Here is a 20192-nt window from a genome sequence, read left to right as displayed (position 1 = left end):
CTTGACATTGAGGCACCGTCAGCCTGATCCTTTTGCGCGACGGCCGTGAGAAGACGATGGCCGCCGCTGCTTTTGCCATGGGGAACTCGACATGGACTGGCTCTGGAAATTTCCGACGATGGATGCCGATACGCTGCGTATCTTGAAAAAGAACGTGGACGAAGGCTTCCGCGCTTTTACCCGCGCTTACGGCGATAGCATCGAATCCTTCTTCAGCCCGCTTCAAAGCTTTCTGATCTGGGCTGAACGGCTGCTCACCGGCATGCCCTGGCCGCTGGTGATCCTGATCATTGCCGGCCTCGCCTGGCTTGCAAGCCGCAACTGGAAGATCGTCGTCAGCTGTGTCGTGACGCTTCTCCTGATCGGCTGGTTCGACATGTGGGAAGACACGATGAAGACCGTTTCCATGATCTTCGTCTGCACCGTGCTTTCGATCGCCGTCGGCATCCCGATCGGCATCGGCATGTCGCGCTCCAACCGGCTGCAGAGCATCGTCAACCCCGTGCTCGACGTCATGCAGACCATGCCGAGCTTCGTCTATCTGATCCCGGTCGTCATGCTGCTCGGCATCGGCCGCGTACCGGGGGTGATTGCCGTCGTTATCTACGCGTTGCCGCCGATGATCCGTCTCACCAATCTCGGCATCCGCCTGGTGGACAAGGACGTGCTCGAAGCGGCCGACGCCTTCGGCTCATCGAGCTGGCAGAAACTGTGCAACGTCCAGCTGCCGCTTGCGCTGCCGACCATCATGGCCGGCATCAACCAGACCATCATGATGGCGCTCGCCATGGTCGTCATCGCCTCGATGATCGGCGTCCAGGGCCTCGGCCAGCCGGTGCTCAAGGCCATCGCCAACCAGTACTTCACGCTCGGCGTCTTCAACGGTCTCGCCATTGTCGGCATCGCAATCATCTTCGACCGCATCAGCCAGGCCTATGGTCTGAGGCTGCAGAAGCACCGGGAAGTCGTGCATGGCTAGTCAATCGATCGAAATACGCAATCTCTACAAGATCTTCGGTCCACGCGGCCGCGATTTTGTCGAGGCGGTCTCCAAGGGCATGTCGAAGACCGAGCTCAACAAGGAGCACGGGCACGTCCTCGGCCTCAAGGACATCAACATCTCGATTCCCGGCGGCAGCATCACCGTCATCATGGGGCTTTCCGGCTCGGGCAAGTCGACCCTGATCCGCCACATCAACCGGCTGATCGACCCGACCTCGGGCGAAGTGCTTTACGGCGGCAACGATGTCTGCAAGATGAACGAGGACGGGCTTCGCGAATTCCGCCGCCGCAGAACGGCGATGGTGTTCCAGAAATTCTGCCTGCTTCCGCATCGCAACGTGCTGCAGAACACCGTCTACGGGCTCGAGGTCCAGGGCGTTCCGAAAGCGGAGCGCGAAGACCGCGCCAATGTCTGGATCAAGCGCGTCGGGCTCGACGGATTTGGCGGCCACTACCCGAACCAGCTTTCGGGCGGCATGCAACAGCGCGTCGGCCTTGCCCGCGCACTCACCAACGACGCAGAGATCCTCTTGATGGACGAGGCCTACTCGGCCCTCGATCCGCTGATCCGCGTCGACATGCAGACCGTGCTGCTCAACCTGCAGAAAGAGCTGAAGAAGACCGTGGTCTTCATCACCCATGATCTCGATGAAGCGTTGCGGCTTGGCGACAAGATCGCCATCCTGCGCGATGGCGAGGTCATCCAGCAGGGAAGCGCCGCCGATATCGTTCTCAACCCGGCAAACGACTACATCGAGGCCTTCGTGAAGGAAGTGAACCGCAGTCGCGTCATCCGGATCGAAGCGCTAATGGAGCCCTTGAGCAATCCCGCAAGCGAGACCGTCATCCGCATCCCCGGCCAATTGACCGTCGAGGAGGGCATGCGGATAATGACGGAAAGCAACGTGAACCACGCGACCGTAACAAGCGGCGACGGCCTCCCCGCCGGCCGGGTCTCGCTGGAAGGCCTCGTGCGCTGTCTGGTCGGAGCGGAGCGTTAGAACTGGCCGGCCTCGGGCGCCTGCAACTCCTCGATCGAATCCACTCGATCGGGATAGAAGGCCATGTGATCCTTTATCTCGCGGACGGCGTCGTTCGGCGCCTCATAGGTCCAGATCGCATTCTTGGAGCGCTCCCCGCCCGGCACGATACTGTAATAGGACGCATCGCCCTTATAGGGACAACGGGTCGAATGATCGGTGCGCGCAAGCAGCGACATATCGACATCCTTGCGCGGAATATACTGCACCGGCGGATAGGAAGCCTCGCATAACGTCAGCGCATCGTGCGTGTCCGCAATGACCCAGCCGTCGAGCTTGACGACAACGCGGGCTGGATTGTGTTCGATGGTGATTGGATGATCGGGACCGGGAATCTTGATCGGCTTGTCTGACATGACGTCGCCTCCGCAAACTTGTCTGCCTCTTACATAGGGCCGTGCTAGAGGCTTCCCAAGGGCGGCCGTCGACGTTTTGAACGTGCCAGTCACGCGCGCCGCACACGAACAAGCGCGGAAAACCCGAGCCCCACAACAGCGGCGATCACACAGGCGATTCCAAGAAGCTGGTTGAGGCCGACATCTTCGCCAAGCAAAACGAAAGCGAGGATGACGGCGGAGACCGGTGCGATCGCTGTGAACAGCGACGCCTCGCTGCCGCTGACGCGCTCGGAGCCCGCGTACCATAGAATGAACCCGCCGACGGTCGGCACGAGCGCATAATAAAGAACGGCGATCAGCGCCGCGGGTGAGAATCCGCTTGCGGCATGGTTTTCGAACAGGGCCGCAATGCCCGCGACGGCCAAACCGATGCCCGTCATCAGCGCCGACTGCGTCAGCGGCGGTATTTCGGTTTGCATGCGCTTGTTGAGGAGGATGAACAGCCCTTCGCAGAAGACCGCCCCAAGGATCAGCGCATTGCCGGCCAGTGAGCCGCCCGCCAATGCGCCGGGCGTTGCGGCGATCGAGAAAACGCCAGAGGCGGCAAGCGCGATCGCAGCCAGCAAAAAGCGATGCGGCCTCTCCCCGAGGATGAGGATCGAGATCGCCGCCGAGACGACCGGCAGCGTACCGATGATGACGCCGGCATTTGCCGCCGATGTCAGTCGAAGGCCCGAGATCAGCAGCGTCGTGTAGCCGACGCTGCCAGCCCCTGCCTGCGTCAGGAGGATCAACCAGTCGTGGCGGGACAGTCGTGGCAGCCGGGACCGGCTAAGATGCCTCAAAAGGAGGAAGAAAGGGAAAGCCATGGCGAAACGCAGCGCCGTTGCCGTAAAGGGCGGAAGACCCGACGCGATGACCTTGCTTGCGATGACCGTGCTGCCCACCGTGATCATCGCCAGCGTCAGATAGATGTAGCCTTGAAACGCTCTCGTCATTGCCCTCTCCGTTTTGGTGGACGAAGAGAACCGCGAAGCCAGAGAAACATCTTGAACGAAATTGCAGGCCGTCAGGCCAATGCTCTCGCATAGGTGCGCGGCGACAGGCCGTATCTGGCGACGAAGACGCGGGTCATATGACTCTGGTCGGAAAACCCGCTGGCGAAGGCAGCCTCGGCAAGCGGCGTGCCGGAAGCGATCAGGCGGCGGGTCAGGTGGATTCGGCACTGAATGAGATAGGCGTGCGGCGTCATTCCCGTTGCCTTTGTGAAAGCACGCAGGGCTTGAAATCGGCTGAGCCCGCTTTCCCGCGCCAGATCGGCAAGCGAGAGCTTGGCGAGGGGATCGTCGTCGATCAGGCTTATTGCCTTGGCGACAGCGCCCGGCGCCGTCCGCGCGGTTTCCGGCATCGGCTGCTCCCGCATGACGTCGGCGACCAGCGCGAGGAGTCGCTCCTCGCGCGCGAGATCGCCCTGCGCGGGTCCGCCGGTGACCGCAGCAAAGAGGCTGGCGAAGCGCTCCGCTAGGGGAACATTGTGGATGACCGGCCGCGGGATTTCGGAGCGCATCGCCCTACCCTCGCCGATATCGTTCGTGAGGTCACCGATGACGGCCGGATCGAAGTAGAGGATGCGCCACGACCGCCCCTCGCCGATCGGCGCGCCGTCATGGACTTCATTCGGGTTGACGGTGATGAGGTCCCCGGCTTGCGCCTCGACCATGCCACGCCCGCTCAGCGACCTCTGAGCTCCGGCGAAAATCAGGCCAATACCGAATTGCTCGTGAGTATGCCGCGGGAAGCTGTGCCGCGTCCGCGCCTCGACCGCTTCGATTCCGGCTATCGCCGAGCGAAGCATCCTGAATTGGCTCGTTGCCATGTCTGCTCCGGCCTACGATCAACGCCAGCCACTGTGCCAGCAGCACAGGCTATCTGCAATCACCGGAAGTCAGAAGAACTCGTCAAGGAGCTGGTAATAATCAAGCCGCGCCGGATCGATATCCGCCATTCCATAGGCATCGAGGAAGGGCCGAACCAAAGCGGCGCCGAGATTGAACTGGATGCTGCGGCAGGCAAGCGCGATGTCCTGATAGCGGTCAGCAACGCCGAGACGGCTGCTGTCGATATAGCCGGAAAAGCCGCCATTCAGCGCTATGAAGTTCGGCAGACAGGCATCGCCATGCGTCACCACAAGATCCTCGCTGCCAGGCCTCATATTCTCGAGATCGGTAAAGAGCGCTGCGGCGCTCCTGCCCATCCGCACCGCATCGAAGTCCGTCTCATCGACGACGCCGGCCTCCATGCGCGCCTTCGCGGCCGCGATGCGCCTTTCCAGCCGATGATCGAAAGAGCAGAGACCGACATCAAGGCGATGCAGCTCGACGAGCGCAGCCGCCGTGATCTCGACGCGCTTCAAGGGGGAAAACGCAGAATTGCTCGCGAGGTCGCAGCCCGGCAGCGCCGTCATCAGCAACCAGTTCCTCGCTCCATCGGCTGTCTGGGCGACGACATCGGGACAGGCAAGGCCCATGGACTTCAGCCAGCCAAGCCGGGCCGCTTCGTCGCTGAGCTCGGGAAAAGGACCTGCTTTTTCGACCTTCAGGTAAAGCGGCGTACGGCCGTCCGCCTCCAGTCTGAAGACATTTGCGGCGGAACGCCCCATCGCATCGCGCAGCGGCCGATAGCCGGAAAGATGTGCGGCAATTGCCGGCGGCATCCCTTCGCGCTCAGGAAGCCAATCGTTCATGGAAAGTCCCAAAGCTCGTTGCGGAGCATCACGGGCTACCGCAATTCATCCCTGCGGACAATTCGCAGCAAACGGGCGCTCTCGAAATTGAACGCCTGTCTGGTGATGTCAGTGGAGCCTTTCAGGGCGGATTTCGTCGGAGAGGATTTTCAAGGCATCTTCAAGTGCGGCGACAAGAACATCGGTCAGTTCATCACCCTTGTTTTCGAGAAATGCCAGGCTTACGGCCTCATCTTGCATTTCGAAGAAGCGGTCAATGTCGTTCGACATCTCCTGGTCCTTTCAGTCACCGGAATATTCTACGATGAAAGCGGACTACAGGGGCTCACTTGCGCAAGGCTGACGCGACACGCCGCCCGTCAGTATTCCGGAAAGCCGCGGGCCCGCCATTGGTTGGGCGGGATCGGATCGCCGACATCAACGGCGAACGAGACAACCTTGGTTACGCCCTGGTCCACCTCGCAGCGGTATTGAACGTCATACCAGCCGTCGCGCGTGCGAAAAGCACCGCGGCGGATATCAAGCACCGTGCCGCGCGGCAGAGCATAATTGGGGACCATCACCGGACTGTAGGCAGGCGAGCCGTGAACCAGTTGCTCGCGAAGCTCCGTGCTGCAAAGTTGGGCGGCCCGCATGCCCCGCGGCAGGCTACCAATTGCGGTCCGGGCGATCGGATCATCCGTTTCGTTCTGCGAGAACAGCGTTTTGGCTTCTTTCAGCTCACTCGGCTTTTCAGCCTTCGCCATCTCCGTCTGCTCGGTCTTCGGTTTTTCGGAGGGCTTCGCCTGTTCGAGAGCGACCTTCGCCTCATCTTGCGCGCCAGCCGCAGGACCGTCCTTCGGCGTGTCGATATTGGCGACATCCACCTGCGGCAAGTCAACGTCCTCCGGCACGGGATTTGCCGGCGGCTTGTCGGTAACGGGCGGCTTTGCCGCAGCCGTCTCGACTGGCTTGGGCTCCTCGGGTTTCTGCTCGTCGGGCGGCGTTACCGGCGGCTTGCCAGCCTCCGCGGCCGCGTTGCCGGTTTCGGATTTCCGGGGGCCGGTATCCTTATCGCCGAATTCGAAGACTGGCCTGAGAACAGGCATGGGTTGACCCTTCCCCTCCTTGCCGGAGGGATCATTCTTCGCTTCTGATTTCGGCGCTTCAGGCGGCTTTTCTTCCGGCTTGGCCTCTGGTGGCGGAGGCGGCGGTGGCGCTGGCGGGGGTGCCGGCGGCTTTTCCGCCTTCTCCTCTATCTTTGGCATCTCCGGCTTCTTTTCTTCTGGCTTCTTCTCTTCCGGCTTTTTCTCCTCGGGCGGCGGCACCAGATCGACGTTTACGGTCTCTTCTTTGGGCGGCTCCGGCGGCGGCTCTGGTAATTTGACGAGGAAGAAGGCGACAACGGCGACGTGCAATGCAATCGAGGCTGCCACGCCCCAACTGATCTGCCCCCAGCGTTTTTTGACGATCTTCTGCATGCCCACGGATGATGCTCACGACAAGCTACCGATGTGGCCTTTTAAGAAGGCATCATCAAGCCATAAAACAAAAAAGTGCTTTCCGCGCGGCCGGTCGAGAGCCGCGCGGCGAATGGTCCATATCGTCTATTGTTCACGAGCCTGCAATTGCAACTAGCTGAGAGAGCCTATGATTTCACGATAGGCAGCCTCGGGGAATGCCTTCAGCGTCCGCGTACGAACATTGCCGCCCGTTGCAAGTTGCAGGGTAAACCGTGCCATCACGGCATCGTCCGGCGCCTCGCATACGGCAACCATGTCGTAGTCGCCCATCGTCAGAAAGAAGTTCTTGAAGGAGCCGCCCATATCGCCGAGCGCCTTCTTGGCCGCGTCCAGCCTTTTTGCCGAGTCGCGTGCAGTGCGAATGCCTTGATCTGTCCAGTTGATAAGCATGACATAAGTGGTCATTGCACACCTCCCCACGGAGGGTTTTGGTCCACGCAGGTATGTGGCGACCTTGCTCACGCGCTGCGGCCGGTCCCTTCCCCCGTGCGCAGACTATACCATTCCGGCCTGCGGAAAGCGAAGGAATGTGTGGAGGCCCAAACGCAAAAGAGCCGGGACGAACCCGGCTCTTCAATCATCAAATCAGTCGCACGACGGCTGTCGTGCAGCCGGCACGTTCTTAGCTGTCCAGGAAGCTGCGAAGCTTTCTGGAGCGGCTCGGGTGCTTGAGCTTGCGCAGCGCCTTCGCTTCGATCTGGCGGATACGCTCACGGGTAACCGAGAACTGCTGGCCGACTTCTTCGAGCGTGTGGTCGGTGTTCATGCCGATGCCGAAGCGCATGCGCAGCACACGCTCCTCGCGCGGCGTCAGCGATGCCAGAACACGCGTCGTCGTCTCGCGCAGGTTCGCCTGGATGGCGGCGTCGATCGGCAACAGCGCATTCTTGTCCTCGATGAAATCGCCGAGATGCGAATCTTCTTCGTCCCCAACAGGGGTTTCGAGCGAGATCGGCTCCTTGGCGATCTTCAGGACCTTGCGGACCTTTTCGAGCGGCATGGCGAGCTTTTCCGCCAGTTCTTCCGGCGTCGGCTCGCGGCCGATCTCGTGCAGCATCTGGCGCGACGTGCGAACGATCTTGTTGATCGTCTCGATCATGTGCACCGGAATGCGGATCGTGCGGGCCTGGTCGGCGATCGAGCGGGTGATCGCCTGACGGATCCACCACGTCGCATAGGTCGAGAACTTGTAGCCGCGGCGGTACTCGAACTTGTCGACCGCCTTCATCAGGCCGATGTTGCCCTCCTGAATGAGGTCGAGGAACTGCAGGCCGCGGTTGGTGTACTTCTTGGCGATGGAGATGACGAGGCGAAGGTTCGCTTCGACCATTTCCTTCTTGGCGATGCGCGCTTCGCGCTCGCCCTTCTGCACCATGTGCACGATGCGGCGGAATTCCGAAATCGAAATACCGGTTTCCGTCGCGAGATTCTGGATCTCCTGGCGGATGTCGCGGATCGTGGTGTTTTCGCCCTTGGCGAATTCCTTCCAGCCGCGCGCCGCCAGATTGCCGATCGACTTCATCCAGTTCGGATCAAGCTCGGCACCCTGATACTGTTCCAGGAACGAGTCGCGCTTGACGCCGTAGGATTCAGCCAGACGCAGCAGGCGGCCTTCGTTCTGAACGAGGCGCTTGTTGATGTCGTAAAGCTGCTCGACGAGCGCTTCGATGCGGTTCTGGTTGAGCGACAGCGACTTGACCGCCTTGATCAGCTCGTCCTTCAGTTCCTTGTAGCGGCGCTCCTGCGCGGAAGACAGCGTGCCGGTAGCGGCAAGGCGCTGCTCGACCTGCTGGTCCTGCAGCTTGCGCAGCTTCTTGTAGGTCTCGGCGATAAGGTCGAGCGTTTCCATGACCTGCGGACGCAGTTCCGCTTCCATGGCGGCCAGCGACAGGTTGGATTCGTCCTCGTCCTCTTCCTCTTCTTCCACAGGCAAGCCTTCGCCGCCGACATCGGTAATGTCGTCGTCGCCGGAACGCGGGCGGCGGGTCCTTTCCTTCTCCTCGGCGGCCTTGCGGTCGGCCTCGATCTTCTCCGGGCTCTGGAACTGCGGCGCAGCCTTGGCTTCCGGACCGGAATAGGTCGTTTCGAGATCGATGATCTCGCGAAGCAGGGTCGTGCCCTCGTTCAGTTCGTCGCGCCAGATGATGAGCGCCTGGAAGGTGAGCGGGCTTTCGCAGAGGCCTGCGATCATCGTTTCGCGGCCGGCCTCGATGCGTTTGGCGATGGCGATTTCGCCTTCGCGCGACAGAAGCTCGACGGAACCCATCTCGCGCAGATACATGCGCACCGGGTCGTCGGTACGATCGGTCGGCTCCTTCTTCTTGGCAGTCGCAAGTGCGGTGCCGCTGGAAGGTGCGAGTTCGCCGCCCTCGCTCTCCTCATCGCCGCCGGCGTCGTCGTCGTCAGTGCTGCCCTGGCCCGCCTCTTCGGCTTCCTCGTCTTCGATGACGTTGATGCCCATGTCGGACAGCATCGCCATCGTGTCTTCGATCTGCTCGGACGTCACTTCCTCGGACGGCAGGACGGCGTTCAGCTCGTCCATTGTCACATAGCCGCGCTTCTTCGCGGCCTTGATCATTTTCTTGACCGCGTCATCGGAAAGATCGAGAAGAGGGCCGTCGGATGCGCCGTCGCGTTCGACTTCCGCTTCTTCGTTCTCTTTGACCTTGGTTGCCATTTATATCGTCGCCTTCCTGACGCTATTCAAACTCGCTGCGGTGAATGGCCCTCGAAGCCTGAGCGCGCAAACGCAAGCCTCGAATCACCTTTTACCCACCTAACGGGATGACCTTTAAAGCCCGATTAACCACAATTGCCGGCCCAGAATGACAGAGCTTCCATGCATCGAAATCACCGGCCATGGTTATGTGCGATCCGCCCTGACCCAGTCCACCGCTTTCAAGTCGAACGGTGATTCCCACAATTTTTGTTCTCGTCAAGCTTTTCCACAAAAAAAGCCGCCAAAAACATGGAAAAAGCCTTATCCACAGGCTTGGAACCGCTCAAGCGATCGCTTCGCTTAGATAGGATGTCACCAGGAAAAGACAAGGGCGCAACGCCCTCACCCCTCATATCGGTGTTGTCTGCGGCTTTATAGTGGCGACCGCCAGCTCATCTACAGGTGGCAATACAGCCGCTAGTGCGACAGTCCGTCGTAATGCGTCACCTTCAATGCCGCGAGATCGATGGCCGGAATGCAGCGGAGGTTGATCGACGCCATTGCCGTGCCGTCGGGCGCATCGGCCTCGCCGAACGGTGCGATGCCGCAATTGGCGCAGAAGTGATGCTTGATGGCATGCTTGTTGAAGGTATAGGTCGAGAGGTTCTCCTCAGGCGTTTTCAATGTCAGCTTCGCGCGCGGCACGAAGCCCAGGAGACCGCCTCGACGCCGGCAAAGGGAGCAATTGCAGTCGAGAGCTTCCTTGAAATCGCCCTCCGCCTCGAAAGCGACATTGCCGCAATGGCAGCTTCCCTCGTAGATCATCCTATCCTCCTTACATCCAATCCATCACGACCTTGCCGGAATTGCCCGAGCGCATCGCCTCGAAACCATCCCGGAACTCATCGATCTTGATGCGGTGCGTGATGACCGGCGAAAGATCCAACCCGCCCTGCACGAAGGCGATCATCTTGTACCAGGTCTCGAACATCTCGCGGCCATAGATGCCCTTCAGATTCAGCATCTTGAAGATGACCTTGTTCCAGTCGATCTCGAAACCGGCCGGCGCAATGCCGAGAATGGCGATCTTGCCACCATTGTTCATCTTGTCGATCATATCGCGGAAGGCGGGCGCCGCACCCGACATCTCCAGGCCGACGTCGAAGCCCTCCGTCATGCCGATCGCCTTCATGACATCGGCCAGATTCTCCTTCGAAGCGTCGACAACATAGTCGATGCCGAGTTTGCGCGCGAGGTCCAGCCGATGCGGATTGATGTCGGTGATGACCACCTTGCGAGCGCCGGAGCGCTTGGCAACGAGCGCCCCCATGATACCGATCGGGCCTGCGCCGGTGACCAGCACGTCTTCGCCGACGAGATCGAAGGAAAGCGCGGTATGCACCGCATTGCCGAAGGGATCGAAGATCGCAGCGATCTCGTCGGGAATATCATCCGGGATCGGCACGACATTGCTCTCGGGGATGCAGAGGAATTCACCGAAGGAACCGGGGCGGTTGACGCCGACCCCCAGCGTGTTGCGGCAGAGATGGCCCCTTCCCGCCCTGCAGTTACGGCACTTGCCGCAGACGATATGGCCTTCGCCGGAGACCCGCTCGCCGACGTGATACTTGGTGACGGCTGAACCGATCTCGGCGATTTCGCCGCAGAATTCATGGCCGACAACCATCGGCACCGGAATGGTCTTCTGCGCCCACTGGTCCCAATTCCAGATATGAACATCCGTGCCGCAGATGGCGGACTTCTTTACGCGGATCAGCACGTCGTTCGGGCCGACCTCGGGAACCGGAACGTTCTCCATCCAGAGCCCGACTTCCGCCTTCGACTTGACCAGCGCCTTCATCATGTTCGACATAAAATTACTCTCCCAAACCCCTTAAATGATTCCAAGTTCGCGACCGGCCTCGGCAAAGGCCGTGATCGCGCGCTCGACATCCGCCTTGGAATGCGCAGCCGACATCTGGGTGCGGATGCGGGCCTGGCCCTTCGGCACGACCGGGAAGGAGAAGCCGATGACATAAACGCCCTTCTTCAACATCAGCGCCGCCATGTCCTGCGCCAGCTTGGCATCGCCAAGCATGACGGGGATGATCGGATGCCCCTCGCCCGCCAGCGTGAAGCCCAGCTTCGTCATCTCGGAGCGGAACAGCGCCGCGTTCGCGGAAAGCTTCTCGCGCAACGCGCTGCCGTTTTCGATGAGATCGAAAACCTTCAGCGACGCAGCGGCGATGACCGGAGCCAGCGTGTTGGAGAAGAGATAAGGCCTCGAACGCTGGCGGAGCCAGTCGACGACTTCCGCCTTGGCCGAGGTATACCCGCCGGAAGCGCCACCCAGCGCCTTGCCGAGCGTGCCCGTGATGATGTCGATTCGGCCTTCAACACCGCAATGTTCCGCCGAGCCACGGCCATTCTTGCCGACGAAGCCGACGGCATGGCTGTCGTCCACCATGACCATCGCACCGTACTTTTCGGCGAGATCGCACACGCCTTGCAGATTGGCGATGATGCCGTCCATCGAGAAGACGCCGTCGGTGGCGATCATCTTGAAGCGGCTGCCTTCGGCCTTCTTCAGCTCCTCTTCCAGCGCCTTCATGTCGTTGTTGGCGTAGCGGAAACGCTTGGCCTTTGAGAGCCGCACACCATCGATGATCGAGGCATGGTTCAATGCGTCTGAGATGATCGCATCCTCCTCGCCGAGCAGGGTCTCGAAGAGGCCGCCATTGGCATCGAAACAGGAAGAATAGAGGATCGTGTCTTCCATGCCCAGGAACGATGAGATGCGCGCCTCCAGTTCCTTGTGCTCTTCCTGTGTGCCGCAGATGAAGCGGACGGAGGCCATGCCGTAGCCATAGCGGTCGAGCGCCTTCTTGCCCGCTTCGGCCAACTCTTCGTTGTCGGCAAGGCCGAGATAGTTGTTGGCGCAGAAATTCAGCACCCGCTCACCGGAGGCGACTGCGATCTCGCCGGCCTGTTTCGAGGTGATGACGCGCTCGGACTTATAAAGTCCGGCGTCCTTCAGCGAGGCGAGTTCGGATGTCAGATGCGAAAGAAACGCTGATGTCATTGGAAACACCGTTTTCGAGAGATTGCTGTGATCGGTAATTAGTACATAACAGGCGGGGACTACGGGAAAAAGATAGGGATATGATATTCCCGGATGTCGCCGACGTTCCGCACGATAGGAAAGTTCTGGTGCCTGCATATTCATTTATGATATGCCCATATACAAAGGAGATATGCAATGGCGCTCTATATCCGGGACTCGGAGGTGGACAACCTCGCAAATGAGATTCAGAGGCTGACGAAAGCCGCAACCAAGACAGATGCTGTGCGTCTTGCGCTGCAGAACGAACTTGCTCGGGCTCGCCAAGCTCTCCCATTACAAGACAGACTTGAACGAGCGAAGGCAATGGCCGACGCAATGGGACCAAGCGATCCAGCGTTCGACATGAAGAGCTTCACCGACACCATGTGGGACGGCAATTGATGTTTGTGGACGCCTCCGCAATCGTTGCAATCCTTGCCCGCGAGCCGGGCTACGAGGAGCTTGAAAAGCGTCTTTCTGCTGTTGCGGGCGAAACGTTGCACGTCTCGCCGCTCGCGAAATTCGAGGCTGCATTGGCCCTGGCACGGCAGAAATCCCCACCACAGAGGAAACCTTCACCTGCTTTCGTAAGACGGGCAGCCGATGCGGTGGATGCGTTTGTTGCGGACTTGGGAATAGAGGAAATGGCGATCTCCGCCGAAATCGGCAAGGCGGCGCTTGAAGCGAGCGCATCATATGGCAAGATTGTCGGCCATCCCGCTGATCTCAATTTCGGGGATTGCTTCGCCTATGCCTGCGCGAAGGCGCTCAAGACCAGCCTGCTTTACAAAGGAAACGATTTTCGCCACACGGATCTGGCTTAACCCCGCGGCCGCGCAATTTCAAAGATCGTACGCGAGCCTAATCTCGAAAGGCGATATATCTCCGCGCGATCTTCGACAGTCGTTCAGCTCGTCCTTTACAAGCCTTCACATCGGATGGTCTGTCGACTGAAGTTGGTCGAGAAGCGCGCCAAGCATCGCCCGTTGGCCCTTGAGCAGCTTGATCTCGGCATCGGCAAGGGCGAACCAGCCAGCCCTGTCCACCTCTGGGAAGGACTGGATCCTCCCTGATCTCGGAGGCCATTCCATCTGAAACACCGAGCTCTTTATCGCGTCCACGTCCAATACCGGATCCGCCTCGACTGCCCACACAACCACGATCTTGCCGCCCGGCTGACGGTATTCGCCGAGATGGACGAACGTCCCCTCGATGGCGACGCCCAGTTCCTCCTGAGCCTCGCGGGTGGCGGCAGCCAACTCGTCCTCGCCCGGCTCCACGAGGCCTTTCGGAATGGACCAGGCGCCTTCATCCTTCTTTGCCCAGAAGGGGCCGCCGGGATGCACCAGAAGAATTTCCAGTTGGCTACTCGATCGGCGGTAAATGAGAAGCCCGGCGCTTCGAACCGGCATCGGCTGCTCCCAGGGTTGGTCCGGGTTCAAGGCACTCGTTGCAGATGCCGCAACCGTCCTCGTCCATCGAAAGTCTCGAACGCTGTCGCTGACAACATAGACAGACCATCGTGTCCCGCGAGGAACTCTCTTCCCGCTCGGGTGGCAGTATTTCCATCCTCGGGTTTGACGAAAAGTCAGCCGTCAGCTCGCCCATCTCGATGCTCCGCACAAGTACCGCAACTGAGATAGGAGCGGCGACCGGAGGCGGCAAGTCTGACAGCCGGTTCTTGAGGGTGGACACCGTTATTGCAGGGCTCTTACGGCCCTCGGGAGACCGGGATGACGAAGACCCTAGTCGTCGTGGCTCAGGATGACCTCGATAAACGCATCGCCGTAGCGCTCGAGCTTCGACTGGCCGACACCCGAAATGCCGAGCAGCTCCTTGTGTGTCCGCGGCCGCTCTGTCGCGAAGGCAATGAGCGTCGTATCGGGAAAGACGACATAGGGAGGCACGCCGAGCGATCGCGCAATCGCTGTCCGTTCCGCGCGCAAAGCCTCAAAAAGCACCCCGTCCGCACCCGACAACACGGATCGGCGCTCGGCTTGTGCCGCCTTCTTGGTCCGGCGCTCAGAGGCCGGACGATCCTTGCGGAAGAAGACCTGGCGATCGCGCTTGAAGACCGCACGCGCTTCCTCTTCCAGTTTCAGCGCGCCAAACGCATCATGATCGACGCGGATGAGCCCCATGGCCAGCAGCTGGCGGAAGACCGACTGCCATGTCCGCGAAGGAATATCGCTGCCCGCTCCAAAGACCGGCATGGTCGTGTGGCCGAAGCGCTCGGTCTTTTCATTGACGTTGCCGAGCAGCACGTCGACCACATGGCCCGTGCCGAAGCGCTCGCCCGTGCGATAGATGGCGGCCAGCGCCTTGATCGCCGCATCCGTCCCATCCCAGGTCTCGACCGGCTTCAAGCAGGTATCGCAGCTGCCGCAATTACCGGCATGCGCCTCGCCGAAATGCGCAAGGATCGCCTGGCGGCGGCACGAAGCCGTTTCGCAGATGGCGAGCAACGCATTAAGCTTGGATCGCTCAACCCGCTTGATCTCATCAGCGGCACTGCCTTCGTCGATCATTCGCCGTCGCTGGATGACGTCAGCCATGCCATAGGCCATCCAGACCTCGGACGGCAGCCCGTCACGCCCGGCGCGACCAGTCTCCTGATAGTAAGCCTCGACGGATCCCGGCAGGTCGAGATGCGCCACATAGCGCACGTTCGGCTTGTCGATCCCCATCCCGAAGGCAACGGTCGCAACCAGGCACAGTTCGTCTTCTTTCAGGAAGGCATCCTGATTGGCATCGCGAAGCGCACGATCCATGCCGGCATGATAAGGCAGCGCCCGGATGCCCTGTCCGTTCAGCCACTCGGCCGTGTCCTCGACCTTGGCACGCGACAGGCAGTAGACGATGCCGCTATTGCCCTTGTGACCCGACAGAAACCGGAGCAACTGCTGGCGCGGCTGATCGCGCTCGACGATTTCGTAGCTGATGTTCGGCCGATCAAAGCTGGTCGTGAAAATCCTGGCATTGTTCAGACCAAGCCGTTCCACGATATCGTCGCGGGTGTGCGGATCGGCAGTCGCCGTCAGCGCAACGCGCGGCACATCGGGAAAGTGTTCCGCAAGCTTGCCGAGCTCGCGATATTCCGGTCGGAAATCATGTCCCCATTGGGAGACGCAGTGCGCCTCATCGATGGCGAAGAGGGCGATCTTCGAGTTGCCGATCGTATCGCGGAACCCCTCCATCAGGATGCGCTCCGGCGTCACGTAGAGCAGGTCGAGCTTGCCGGCGGAAAGCGCGCGGCGAACCTCGATAAACTCCTCCCGCGACAGTGACGAATTCAGCGCAGCGGCGCGAATACCGAGCTGCTTCATCGCTTCCACCTGATCGCGCATCAGCGCAATCAGCGGCGAAACGACGATGCCGACACCCTCGCGGCAGAGCGCAGGGATCTGAAAGCAGAGTGACTTGCCGGCGCCCGTCGGAAAGAGCACGACGGCATCGCCGCCGGAGACGACATGTTCGACCACTTGTTGCTGCTTGCCGCGAAAGGCCGGATAGCCATAGACACGGTTCAGGATGCCGAGGGGCGAACGCTCCGCGGCGAACAGCGCATCGCCCGCCGAAAATGCCGTATCTCCTCCGTCCATCAATGGCTTGCCGCGCCCTTCACGCGCCCGGAAAGCACGCCGAAGCCGTCGATGATCGCCTCCTGGTTTTCCAGCCGCAGGCCTTCAAAATGAACTTCCTGCAGCGCGCGCATCAACTGGTCGATGACGTCGCCGTCCCCGGCTTCCGTTGCCTCGGCGATCTCGCGTTCGAGTTCGATCTTCTGCCAGCGCAGCGCCTTGGCGCGCTTGTGGAAGGCAAGCGCCTGACGATAGCCCTCGCGGGCATCTTCCATTGCCGCCTCCTCGGTCGCGATCCAGAGACGCGCATTGCGGATCTGCTGTTCCAGGCTCTTGAGCAGCGTCCCGAAGCCCTGCTCCTCCAGCCGCTCGATCAGATATTCGCGCGTCAGATGCGGACCGGCGACAGCCGCCGCAGCCCCGAGCACACCGGACCAGAGGCGCTGAAGCTCGCGATTATCGTAGTCGATCGAAGCGATCTCGTCGTATTCGTCCTGCATCAGCGCAGGATGATTGACGATGGTGAGCGCAAGCACGCTTTCCCGCAACGCCGGAATGTCCTGATGTCCGCGCACGAGGCCCGAGCGCGCGAGACGCTCAGAAACGCCGCCGCCAGCGATGCGCGCGCCACGCGCCTCCTGCTGTCCCCCGCGCCTGCCCGGTCCACTGCCACGCTCGAAGCTGCGCCGCTCGCCTCCACGGTTCTGGAACTGCGGCTGAAAGAATGCGTTCAGCCTGTCGCGGATATCCTGCTGATAATGGCGGCGAACATTTTCGTCGGCAATGACGGCGACCATCTGCTTCAAGCGCGCCTCCAGTTCGGCGCGCGCCTCTGGCGTATCGAACTTGCCTGTGTTGAGCTCGCGGCTCCAGAGCATTTCGGCAAGCGGCTTTGCCTGGCTCATCACCTTGTCGAAAGGCGCGCGACCCTCGTGCCGCACCAGGTCGTCCGGATCCTTGCCGTCGGGCAGCAAGGCAAAGCGCACGGTCCGGCCGGGTTTGAGGTGCGGCAGCGCCAAGTCCGCGGCGCGGTTTGCGGCGCGGACACCGGCGCCGTCGCCATCGAAGCAGAGCACCGGCTGCGGCGTCATTTTCCAAAGCAGCTCGAGCTGGTTTTCAGTGAGTGCCGTACCAAGCGGCGCCACAGCATTCTCGACGCCTGCCTGATGCAGCGCAATGACATCCATATAGCCTTCGACGGCGATGATCGTCTGCGCACCGTCCGCACCTTGGATGGACCGCCGGGCACGCGCAAAATTATAGAGCACGTTGCCTTTGTGAAAGAGCTCGGTCTCATTGGAATTGAGGTATTTCGCCGGTGCATCCGGCGACATGGCGCGTCCGCCGAAGGCGATCACCTTCTCTCTTGAAGAGAGAATCGGGAACATGATGCGGTCGCGGAAACGATCGTAACTGACCGGCACGTCCGGCCCATGAACGACAAGGCCGCAGGCCTCGATCTGCTCCTTGGCGACGCCCTTGCCGGCCAGGAACTCCTTGAGCGCATTGCGGCTGTCGGGAGCAAAGCCGAGACGGAAGGTCTCGATCGTGCGGCCCATCAGCCCACGGTCGCGAAGATAGGCGCGCGCCCGCGCGCCGGTTGCTGTCTGCAGCTGGTCCTGAAAGAACGTCGTCGCCAGTTCCATCACGTCCAGAAGAGAGCCGCGCTCCTTCTCGCGCCTCTCCATGACAGGATCGGCGATCGGCATCGCAACGCCCGCCATGTCGGCGATCTGCTGCACCGCTTCGGGGAAGCTGAGGCCCTCGAGGTCTGTCAGGAAGCGAAAATGATCGCCTGTGACGCCACAGCCGAAGCAGTGATAGCGGCCCTTGCGGTTTTCGCAGTGGAAGCTCGGAGACTTTTCGCCGTGGAAAGGGCAGCAGGCCCAATAATCACCGCGCGATACATTCGTCTTGCGCTTGTCCCAGCTCACGCGTCGACTGATGACATCCGAAATCTGGACGCGGTCGCGTATCTCATCGAGAAAGGAATTGGAAAAGCGCATATGAACCTCTTGCAAACCCAATCATATACGCAGGTTTGCCGCAGCGTGCCATGAACTTTGCCGGGAACGCGCGCTATTCACAGGTGGCTGACGATTGTTTTAAAAAATACAACTCAAGAAAGCGTGAGCATCCGCATGCGCGCACTGCGACATTTGTGCACGAAGCCGCGAATTGTTTCGTACTTCCATGTTATCGAAGCGAGTATTTTAAAGAGAAATAACAACAAGAATACAAATGCTTACAAAAACAGGTCGCGGGCGGGGACAAATAGCTGCGACGGACTGTCGGCGTCGCTTCCACCACCTGTGACGGCCGTGCGACCGAAACATTATATTTTTGTAAGTTGAATCCACTGCTGCGGCGCAATACGGTTCATCTCAACAAAGCGATCCCCGAGCGAGGCACCATCCCTACCCCCGGCGCCGCCTCGCAAGGGTGCCTTTGCAAATAAGCCGCTGGCTGGGCCTCAGCCCTGCGTTGCCAGCGACAGCAAAGTGCAAGAAGGCAGGAGCGCCCCCAGCTCCTGCCTTCTTTGATTCTACGCTTTAACCATGCCGGTTAACTCCAGCTCCGAATTTTACTCATCTTTGTCAAAAGTGACATTGACAGGCGCAAGCTTCGTATCAGATGGAATACGTGTACCCGTCTGGATTGTCCGATGCCCTTTTGCCCCGAAACACTTTCATCCAATGAGCGTTTTTTTGAAGCAGTACTACTGTGCGCAAATGAGATGCTTACGATCTACCGGGACAGTCCGCGTATTGCGTCAATCTTTGCTTCGCAGCAACGATGGCTCATGGCACATGCCGGATTTGGGCTGCATTACGGCTATCCCGATGACACGAAGAAGGGCCTGTATTCCGGCCGATTTGTCGAATTCGTCGTCGGCAACAAGATCGCCAGCCGCAACACCGCTGCAGCCTTCGTGCAGGAAATGCTGGTCTATCGCTACCTGAGGACGGTCAGCGGACAGAGCGATCGGCGCACAAGGCTGCTTGAGCCAACCGAAACGGCTGAGCATCATTTTATGAAGTGGCTGCACGCACATCTGCTTGTTCTCGATGGTCTTGACGGCGGAACCCGGCTCGCGCAGGTCGGCTCGGACCCTTCGGTCTTCGGTAAAATTCAACCGATGATCGCCAAGGCGTTCATCGGGACCGAGGCGGTGCGTGACCCCGGCCGGACCTTCAATCTCTTCAACTGGGCGAATTCCGGGGGGCTGATCATGGATTATTTGATGACGCTCCTGCCGGGGTTCGACCGGTCGAAGGAACGCATGTCGGTTGGTCCCGTATCACTCGGCGAAATCCGCGCGCAGTTCATGATTTCGAACACGCACCTGAAGCGCCTGCTTTCGCATGCCGCTGAAATGGGAAGCATTGGCTGGGAAGAACCGCCACGCAAAGGCGATCTCTGGCTTTCGCGCGGCTTCATTCTTGAATATGTGAACTATCAGGCCGCGAAATTCGCGATTGTCGATGCCGCGACCGAGACGGTGCTCGGCCGTTAGCGCCTTTCAAGACTATTTCAGCAGTTCCTTGACGGTGCCGGAGGCCTTGGCGAAGTCCATCTGGCCGGCATAACGCTCCTTGAGCGCCGCCATCACCTTGCCCATGTCCTTCGGGCCTTCCGCACCGGTTTCCTTGATGATCGCGGCGACATTCGCCCGTACTTCCGAGTCCGAAAGCTGCTTCGGCAAAAAGTCCTGGATGACCACCACCTCCGCGCGTTCCTTGGCGGCGAGCTCCGGCCGGGCGTTCTCTTCGTAGATCTTCGCCGATTCGTCGCGCTGCTTCACCATCTTGGCGAGGATCTGCAGAATCTCCTCATCCGAAGCCTCGTTCTTGCCGGAACCGCGGTTGGCGATATCGCGGTCCTTGATCGCCGCCTGGATGAGGCGGACGGTCGAAAGCCGCTCGGCATTCCTGGATTTCATCGCGTCCTTGAGGGCAGTGGCGAGCTGATCGCGCAGCATTGATTTCACTCCTGTTGAATGGCGCTTCATAAACCAGCCGGATGGCAGCGATCAAATAAATTGCGCGATTTCCCGCACGAAGCGCAGGAAAAGGCCGCCGATTCGCGCTAGAAAGATTGACGCAAGAGCAGAGCGCGGCTATCTACCGCCACCTGCACCAAAATTCGTGATCAGGCCTGAGACGCGCGGCGACAACCTGCGCCCATACGCTTGCGAACACAAATGGCACTCTGGCGACGGCC

General features: G+C 60.3%; 20 protein-coding genes. 5 read left to right on the top strand and 15 right to left on the bottom strand.

All coding sequences use genetic code 11. From position 1 onward, the window contains the following. Positions 1–91 precede the first annotated feature (91 nt). Together HGP14_RS14520 and HGP14_RS14515 are read left to right on the top strand one after the other, a co-directional pair. Positions 92–979 carry an ABC transporter permease gene (locus tag HGP14_RS14520; protein WP_168830568.1) on the top strand — a complete coding sequence of 296 codons (888 nt, stop codon included), beginning with the start codon at positions 92–94 and terminating at the stop codon, positions 977–979. After that, positions 972–2003 (top strand): glycine betaine/L-proline ABC transporter ATP-binding protein, encoded by a 1032-nt coding sequence (locus HGP14_RS14515; protein ID WP_168830567.1) that lies wholly within the window; start codon positions 972–974, stop codon positions 2001–2003. The genes HGP14_RS14520 and HGP14_RS14515 overlap by 8 nt, the downstream gene beginning before the upstream one ends. Here HGP14_RS14515 and HGP14_RS14510 read toward each other — a convergent pair. From HGP14_RS14510 to HGP14_RS14460, 11 genes are all read right to left on the bottom strand, one after another. Further along, positions 2000–2398: a DUF427 domain-containing protein gene (locus tag HGP14_RS14510; protein ID WP_168830566.1), complete on the bottom strand. Its 399-nt coding sequence runs from the start codon at positions 2396–2398 to the stop codon at positions 2000–2002. The two genes, HGP14_RS14515 and HGP14_RS14510, sit on opposite strands and share 4 nt — an antisense overlap. 89 nt (positions 2399–2487) lie before the next feature. Continuing rightward, a complete protein-coding gene (locus HGP14_RS14505) occupies positions 2488–3378 on the bottom strand; it encodes a DMT family transporter (RefSeq protein ID WP_168830565.1) in 891 nt (296 codons plus the stop codon). A 71-nt stretch (positions 3379–3449) separates the two neighbouring features. Continuing rightward, entirely contained in the window at positions 3450–4256 is an 807-nt protein-coding gene (locus HGP14_RS14500) for an AraC family transcriptional regulator (RefSeq protein WP_168830564.1), read from the bottom strand. A gap of 69 nt (positions 4257–4325) precedes the next feature. After that, entirely contained in the window at positions 4326–5123 is a 798-nt protein-coding gene (locus tag HGP14_RS14495) for an APH(3') family aminoglycoside O-phosphotransferase (RefSeq protein ID WP_246704460.1), read from the bottom strand. A gap of 108 nt (positions 5124–5231) precedes the next feature. Continuing rightward, entirely contained in the window at positions 5232–5393 is a 162-nt protein-coding gene (locus HGP14_RS14490; protein ID WP_168830563.1) for a hypothetical protein, read from the bottom strand. Between the two features lie 89 nt (positions 5394–5482). Continuing rightward, the gene (locus HGP14_RS14485; protein WP_168830841.1) at positions 5483–6583 is read right to left on the bottom strand and encodes a DUF930 domain-containing protein; all 1101 of its coding nucleotides are present in this window, start codon (positions 6581–6583) and stop codon (positions 5483–5485) included. Positions 6584–6736: 153 nt separating this feature from the next. Continuing rightward, positions 6737–7030 (bottom strand): GYD domain-containing protein, encoded by a 294-nt coding sequence (locus tag HGP14_RS14480; protein WP_168830562.1) that lies wholly within the window; start codon positions 7028–7030, stop codon positions 6737–6739. Positions 7031–7247: 217 nt separating this feature from the next. Further along, on the bottom strand, positions 7248–9302 hold the full coding sequence (gene rpoD, locus HGP14_RS14475; protein WP_168830561.1) for an RNA polymerase sigma factor RpoD: 2055 nt from the start codon (positions 9300–9302) through the stop codon (positions 7248–7250). A gap of 459 nt (positions 9303–9761) precedes the next feature. Further along, complete coding sequence (locus HGP14_RS14470) at positions 9762–10109, bottom strand: GFA family protein (protein WP_168830560.1); 348 nt, start codon at positions 10107–10109, stop codon at positions 9762–9764. Between the two features lie 10 nt (positions 10110–10119). Beyond that, entirely contained in the window at positions 10120–11157 is a 1038-nt protein-coding gene (gene tdh / locus HGP14_RS14465; protein ID WP_168830559.1) for an L-threonine 3-dehydrogenase, read from the bottom strand. Between the two features lie 21 nt (positions 11158–11178). Next, positions 11179–12366, bottom strand: a complete 1188-nt coding sequence (locus HGP14_RS14460) for a glycine C-acetyltransferase (RefSeq protein WP_168830558.1) — start codon at positions 12364–12366, stop codon at positions 11179–11181. A 177-nt stretch (positions 12367–12543) separates the two neighbouring features. On the opposite strand from HGP14_RS14460, the gene HGP14_RS14455 reads away from it, so the two are divergent. Beyond that, positions 12544–12789 carry a type II toxin-antitoxin system VapB family antitoxin gene (locus tag HGP14_RS14455; protein ID WP_168830557.1) on the top strand — a complete coding sequence of 82 codons (246 nt, stop codon included), beginning with the start codon at positions 12544–12546 and terminating at the stop codon, positions 12787–12789. After that, on the top strand, positions 12789–13211 hold the full coding sequence (locus tag HGP14_RS14450; protein WP_168830556.1) for a type II toxin-antitoxin system VapC family toxin: 423 nt from the start codon (positions 12789–12791) through the stop codon (positions 13209–13211). Before HGP14_RS14455 ends, HGP14_RS14450 begins: the two co-directional genes overlap by 1 nt. Positions 13212–13316: 105 nt before the next feature. Here HGP14_RS14450 and HGP14_RS14445 read toward each other — a convergent pair whose 3' ends face one another. The 3 genes from HGP14_RS14445 to dnaG all read right to left on the bottom strand — a co-directional run bounded on the left by HGP14_RS14445 (position 13317) and on the right by dnaG (position 17974). Beyond that, on the bottom strand, positions 13317–13799 hold the full coding sequence (locus HGP14_RS14445) for an NUDIX domain-containing protein (RefSeq protein WP_168830555.1): 483 nt from the start codon (positions 13797–13799) through the stop codon (positions 13317–13319). 333 nt (positions 13800–14132) lie between these two features. Then, positions 14133–15989, bottom strand: a complete 1857-nt coding sequence (recQ, locus tag HGP14_RS14440) for a DNA helicase RecQ (RefSeq protein ID WP_168830554.1) — start codon at positions 15987–15989, stop codon at positions 14133–14135. Beyond that, complete coding sequence (dnaG, locus tag HGP14_RS14435; RefSeq protein WP_168830553.1) at positions 15989–17974, bottom strand: DNA primase; 1986 nt, start codon at positions 17972–17974, stop codon at positions 15989–15991. The genes recQ and dnaG overlap by 1 nt, the downstream gene beginning before the upstream one ends. A gap of 659 nt (positions 17975–18633) precedes the next feature. Between dnaG and HGP14_RS14430 the strand changes: the two genes are divergently transcribed. Next, a complete protein-coding gene (locus HGP14_RS14430) occupies positions 18634–19485 on the top strand; it encodes a hypothetical protein (RefSeq protein WP_168830552.1) in 852 nt (283 codons plus the stop codon). 12 nt (positions 19486–19497) lie between these two features. On the opposite strand, the gene HGP14_RS14425 is transcribed toward HGP14_RS14430, so the two are convergent. Continuing rightward, positions 19498–19950, bottom strand: coding sequence for a GatB/YqeY domain-containing protein (locus tag HGP14_RS14425; RefSeq protein ID WP_168830551.1), 453 nt, complete (start codon positions 19948–19950; stop codon positions 19498–19500). Positions 19951–20192 lie beyond the last annotated feature (242 nt).

It is taken from the genome of Rhizobium sp. P32RR-XVIII, from assembly GCF_012641395.1.
Taxonomy (GTDB): Bacteria; Pseudomonadota; Alphaproteobacteria; order Rhizobiales; family Rhizobiaceae; genus Rhizobium.
Note: the sequence above shows the minus strand (reverse complement) of the source record. Positions and strands in the feature narration are given on the sequence as shown.

What these genes read in the sequence shown, in the direction of transcription:
- HGP14_RS14510 (WP_168830566.1), bottom strand. Translation starts at nt 2,398, where the DNA reads ATGTCAGACAAGCCGATCAAGATTCCCGGTCCCGATCATCCAATCACC.
- dnaG (WP_168830553.1), bottom strand. Translation starts at nt 17,974, where the DNA reads ATGCGCTTTTCCAATTCCTTTCTCGATGAGATACGCGACCGCGTCCAG.
- HGP14_RS14430 (WP_168830552.1), top strand. Translation starts at nt 18,634, where the DNA reads ATGCCCTTTTGCCCCGAAACACTTTCATCCAATGAGCGTTTTTTTGAA.
- HGP14_RS14455 (WP_168830557.1), top strand. Translation starts at nt 12,544, where the DNA reads ATGGCGCTCTATATCCGGGACTCGGAGGTGGACAACCTCGCAAATGAG.
- HGP14_RS14445 (WP_168830555.1), bottom strand. Translation starts at nt 13,799, where the DNA reads ATGCCGGTTCGAAGCGCCGGGCTTCTCATTTACCGCCGATCGAGTAGC.
- HGP14_RS14460 (WP_168830558.1), bottom strand. Translation starts at nt 12,366, where the DNA reads ATGACATCAGCGTTTCTTTCGCATCTGACATCCGAACTCGCCTCGCTG.
- HGP14_RS14515 (WP_168830567.1), top strand. Translation starts at nt 972, where the DNA reads ATGGCTAGTCAATCGATCGAAATACGCAATCTCTACAAGATCTTCGGT.
- recQ (WP_168830554.1), bottom strand. Translation starts at nt 15,989, where the DNA reads ATGGACGGAGGAGATACGGCATTTTCGGCGGGCGATGCGCTGTTCGCC.
- HGP14_RS14470 (WP_168830560.1), bottom strand. Translation starts at nt 10,109, where the DNA reads ATGATCTACGAGGGAAGCTGCCATTGCGGCAATGTCGCTTTCGAGGCG.
- HGP14_RS14485 (WP_168830841.1), bottom strand. Translation starts at nt 6,583, where the DNA reads ATGCAGAAGATCGTCAAAAAACGCTGGGGGCAGATCAGTTGGGGCGTG.
- HGP14_RS14490 (WP_168830563.1), bottom strand. Translation starts at nt 5,393, where the DNA reads ATGTCGAACGACATTGACCGCTTCTTCGAAATGCAAGATGAGGCCGTA.
- HGP14_RS14520 (WP_168830568.1), top strand. Translation starts at nt 92, where the DNA reads ATGGACTGGCTCTGGAAATTTCCGACGATGGATGCCGATACGCTGCGT.
- HGP14_RS14500 (WP_168830564.1), bottom strand. Translation starts at nt 4,256, where the DNA reads ATGGCAACGAGCCAATTCAGGATGCTTCGCTCGGCGATAGCCGGAATC.
- HGP14_RS14480 (WP_168830562.1), bottom strand. Translation starts at nt 7,030, where the DNA reads ATGACCACTTATGTCATGCTTATCAACTGGACAGATCAAGGCATTCGC.
- HGP14_RS14425 (WP_168830551.1), bottom strand. Translation starts at nt 19,950, where the DNA reads ATGCTGCGCGATCAGCTCGCCACTGCCCTCAAGGACGCGATGAAATCC.
- HGP14_RS14450 (WP_168830556.1), top strand. Translation starts at nt 12,789, where the DNA reads ATGTTTGTGGACGCCTCCGCAATCGTTGCAATCCTTGCCCGCGAGCCG.
- rpoD (WP_168830561.1), bottom strand. Translation starts at nt 9,302, where the DNA reads ATGGCAACCAAGGTCAAAGAGAACGAAGAAGCGGAAGTCGAACGCGAC.
- HGP14_RS14505 (WP_168830565.1), bottom strand. Translation starts at nt 3,378, where the DNA reads ATGACGAGAGCGTTTCAAGGCTACATCTATCTGACGCTGGCGATGATC.
- tdh (WP_168830559.1), bottom strand. Translation starts at nt 11,157, where the DNA reads ATGTCGAACATGATGAAGGCGCTGGTCAAGTCGAAGGCGGAAGTCGGG.
- HGP14_RS14495 (WP_246704460.1), bottom strand. Translation starts at nt 5,123, where the DNA reads ATGAACGATTGGCTTCCTGAGCGCGAAGGGATGCCGCCGGCAATTGCC.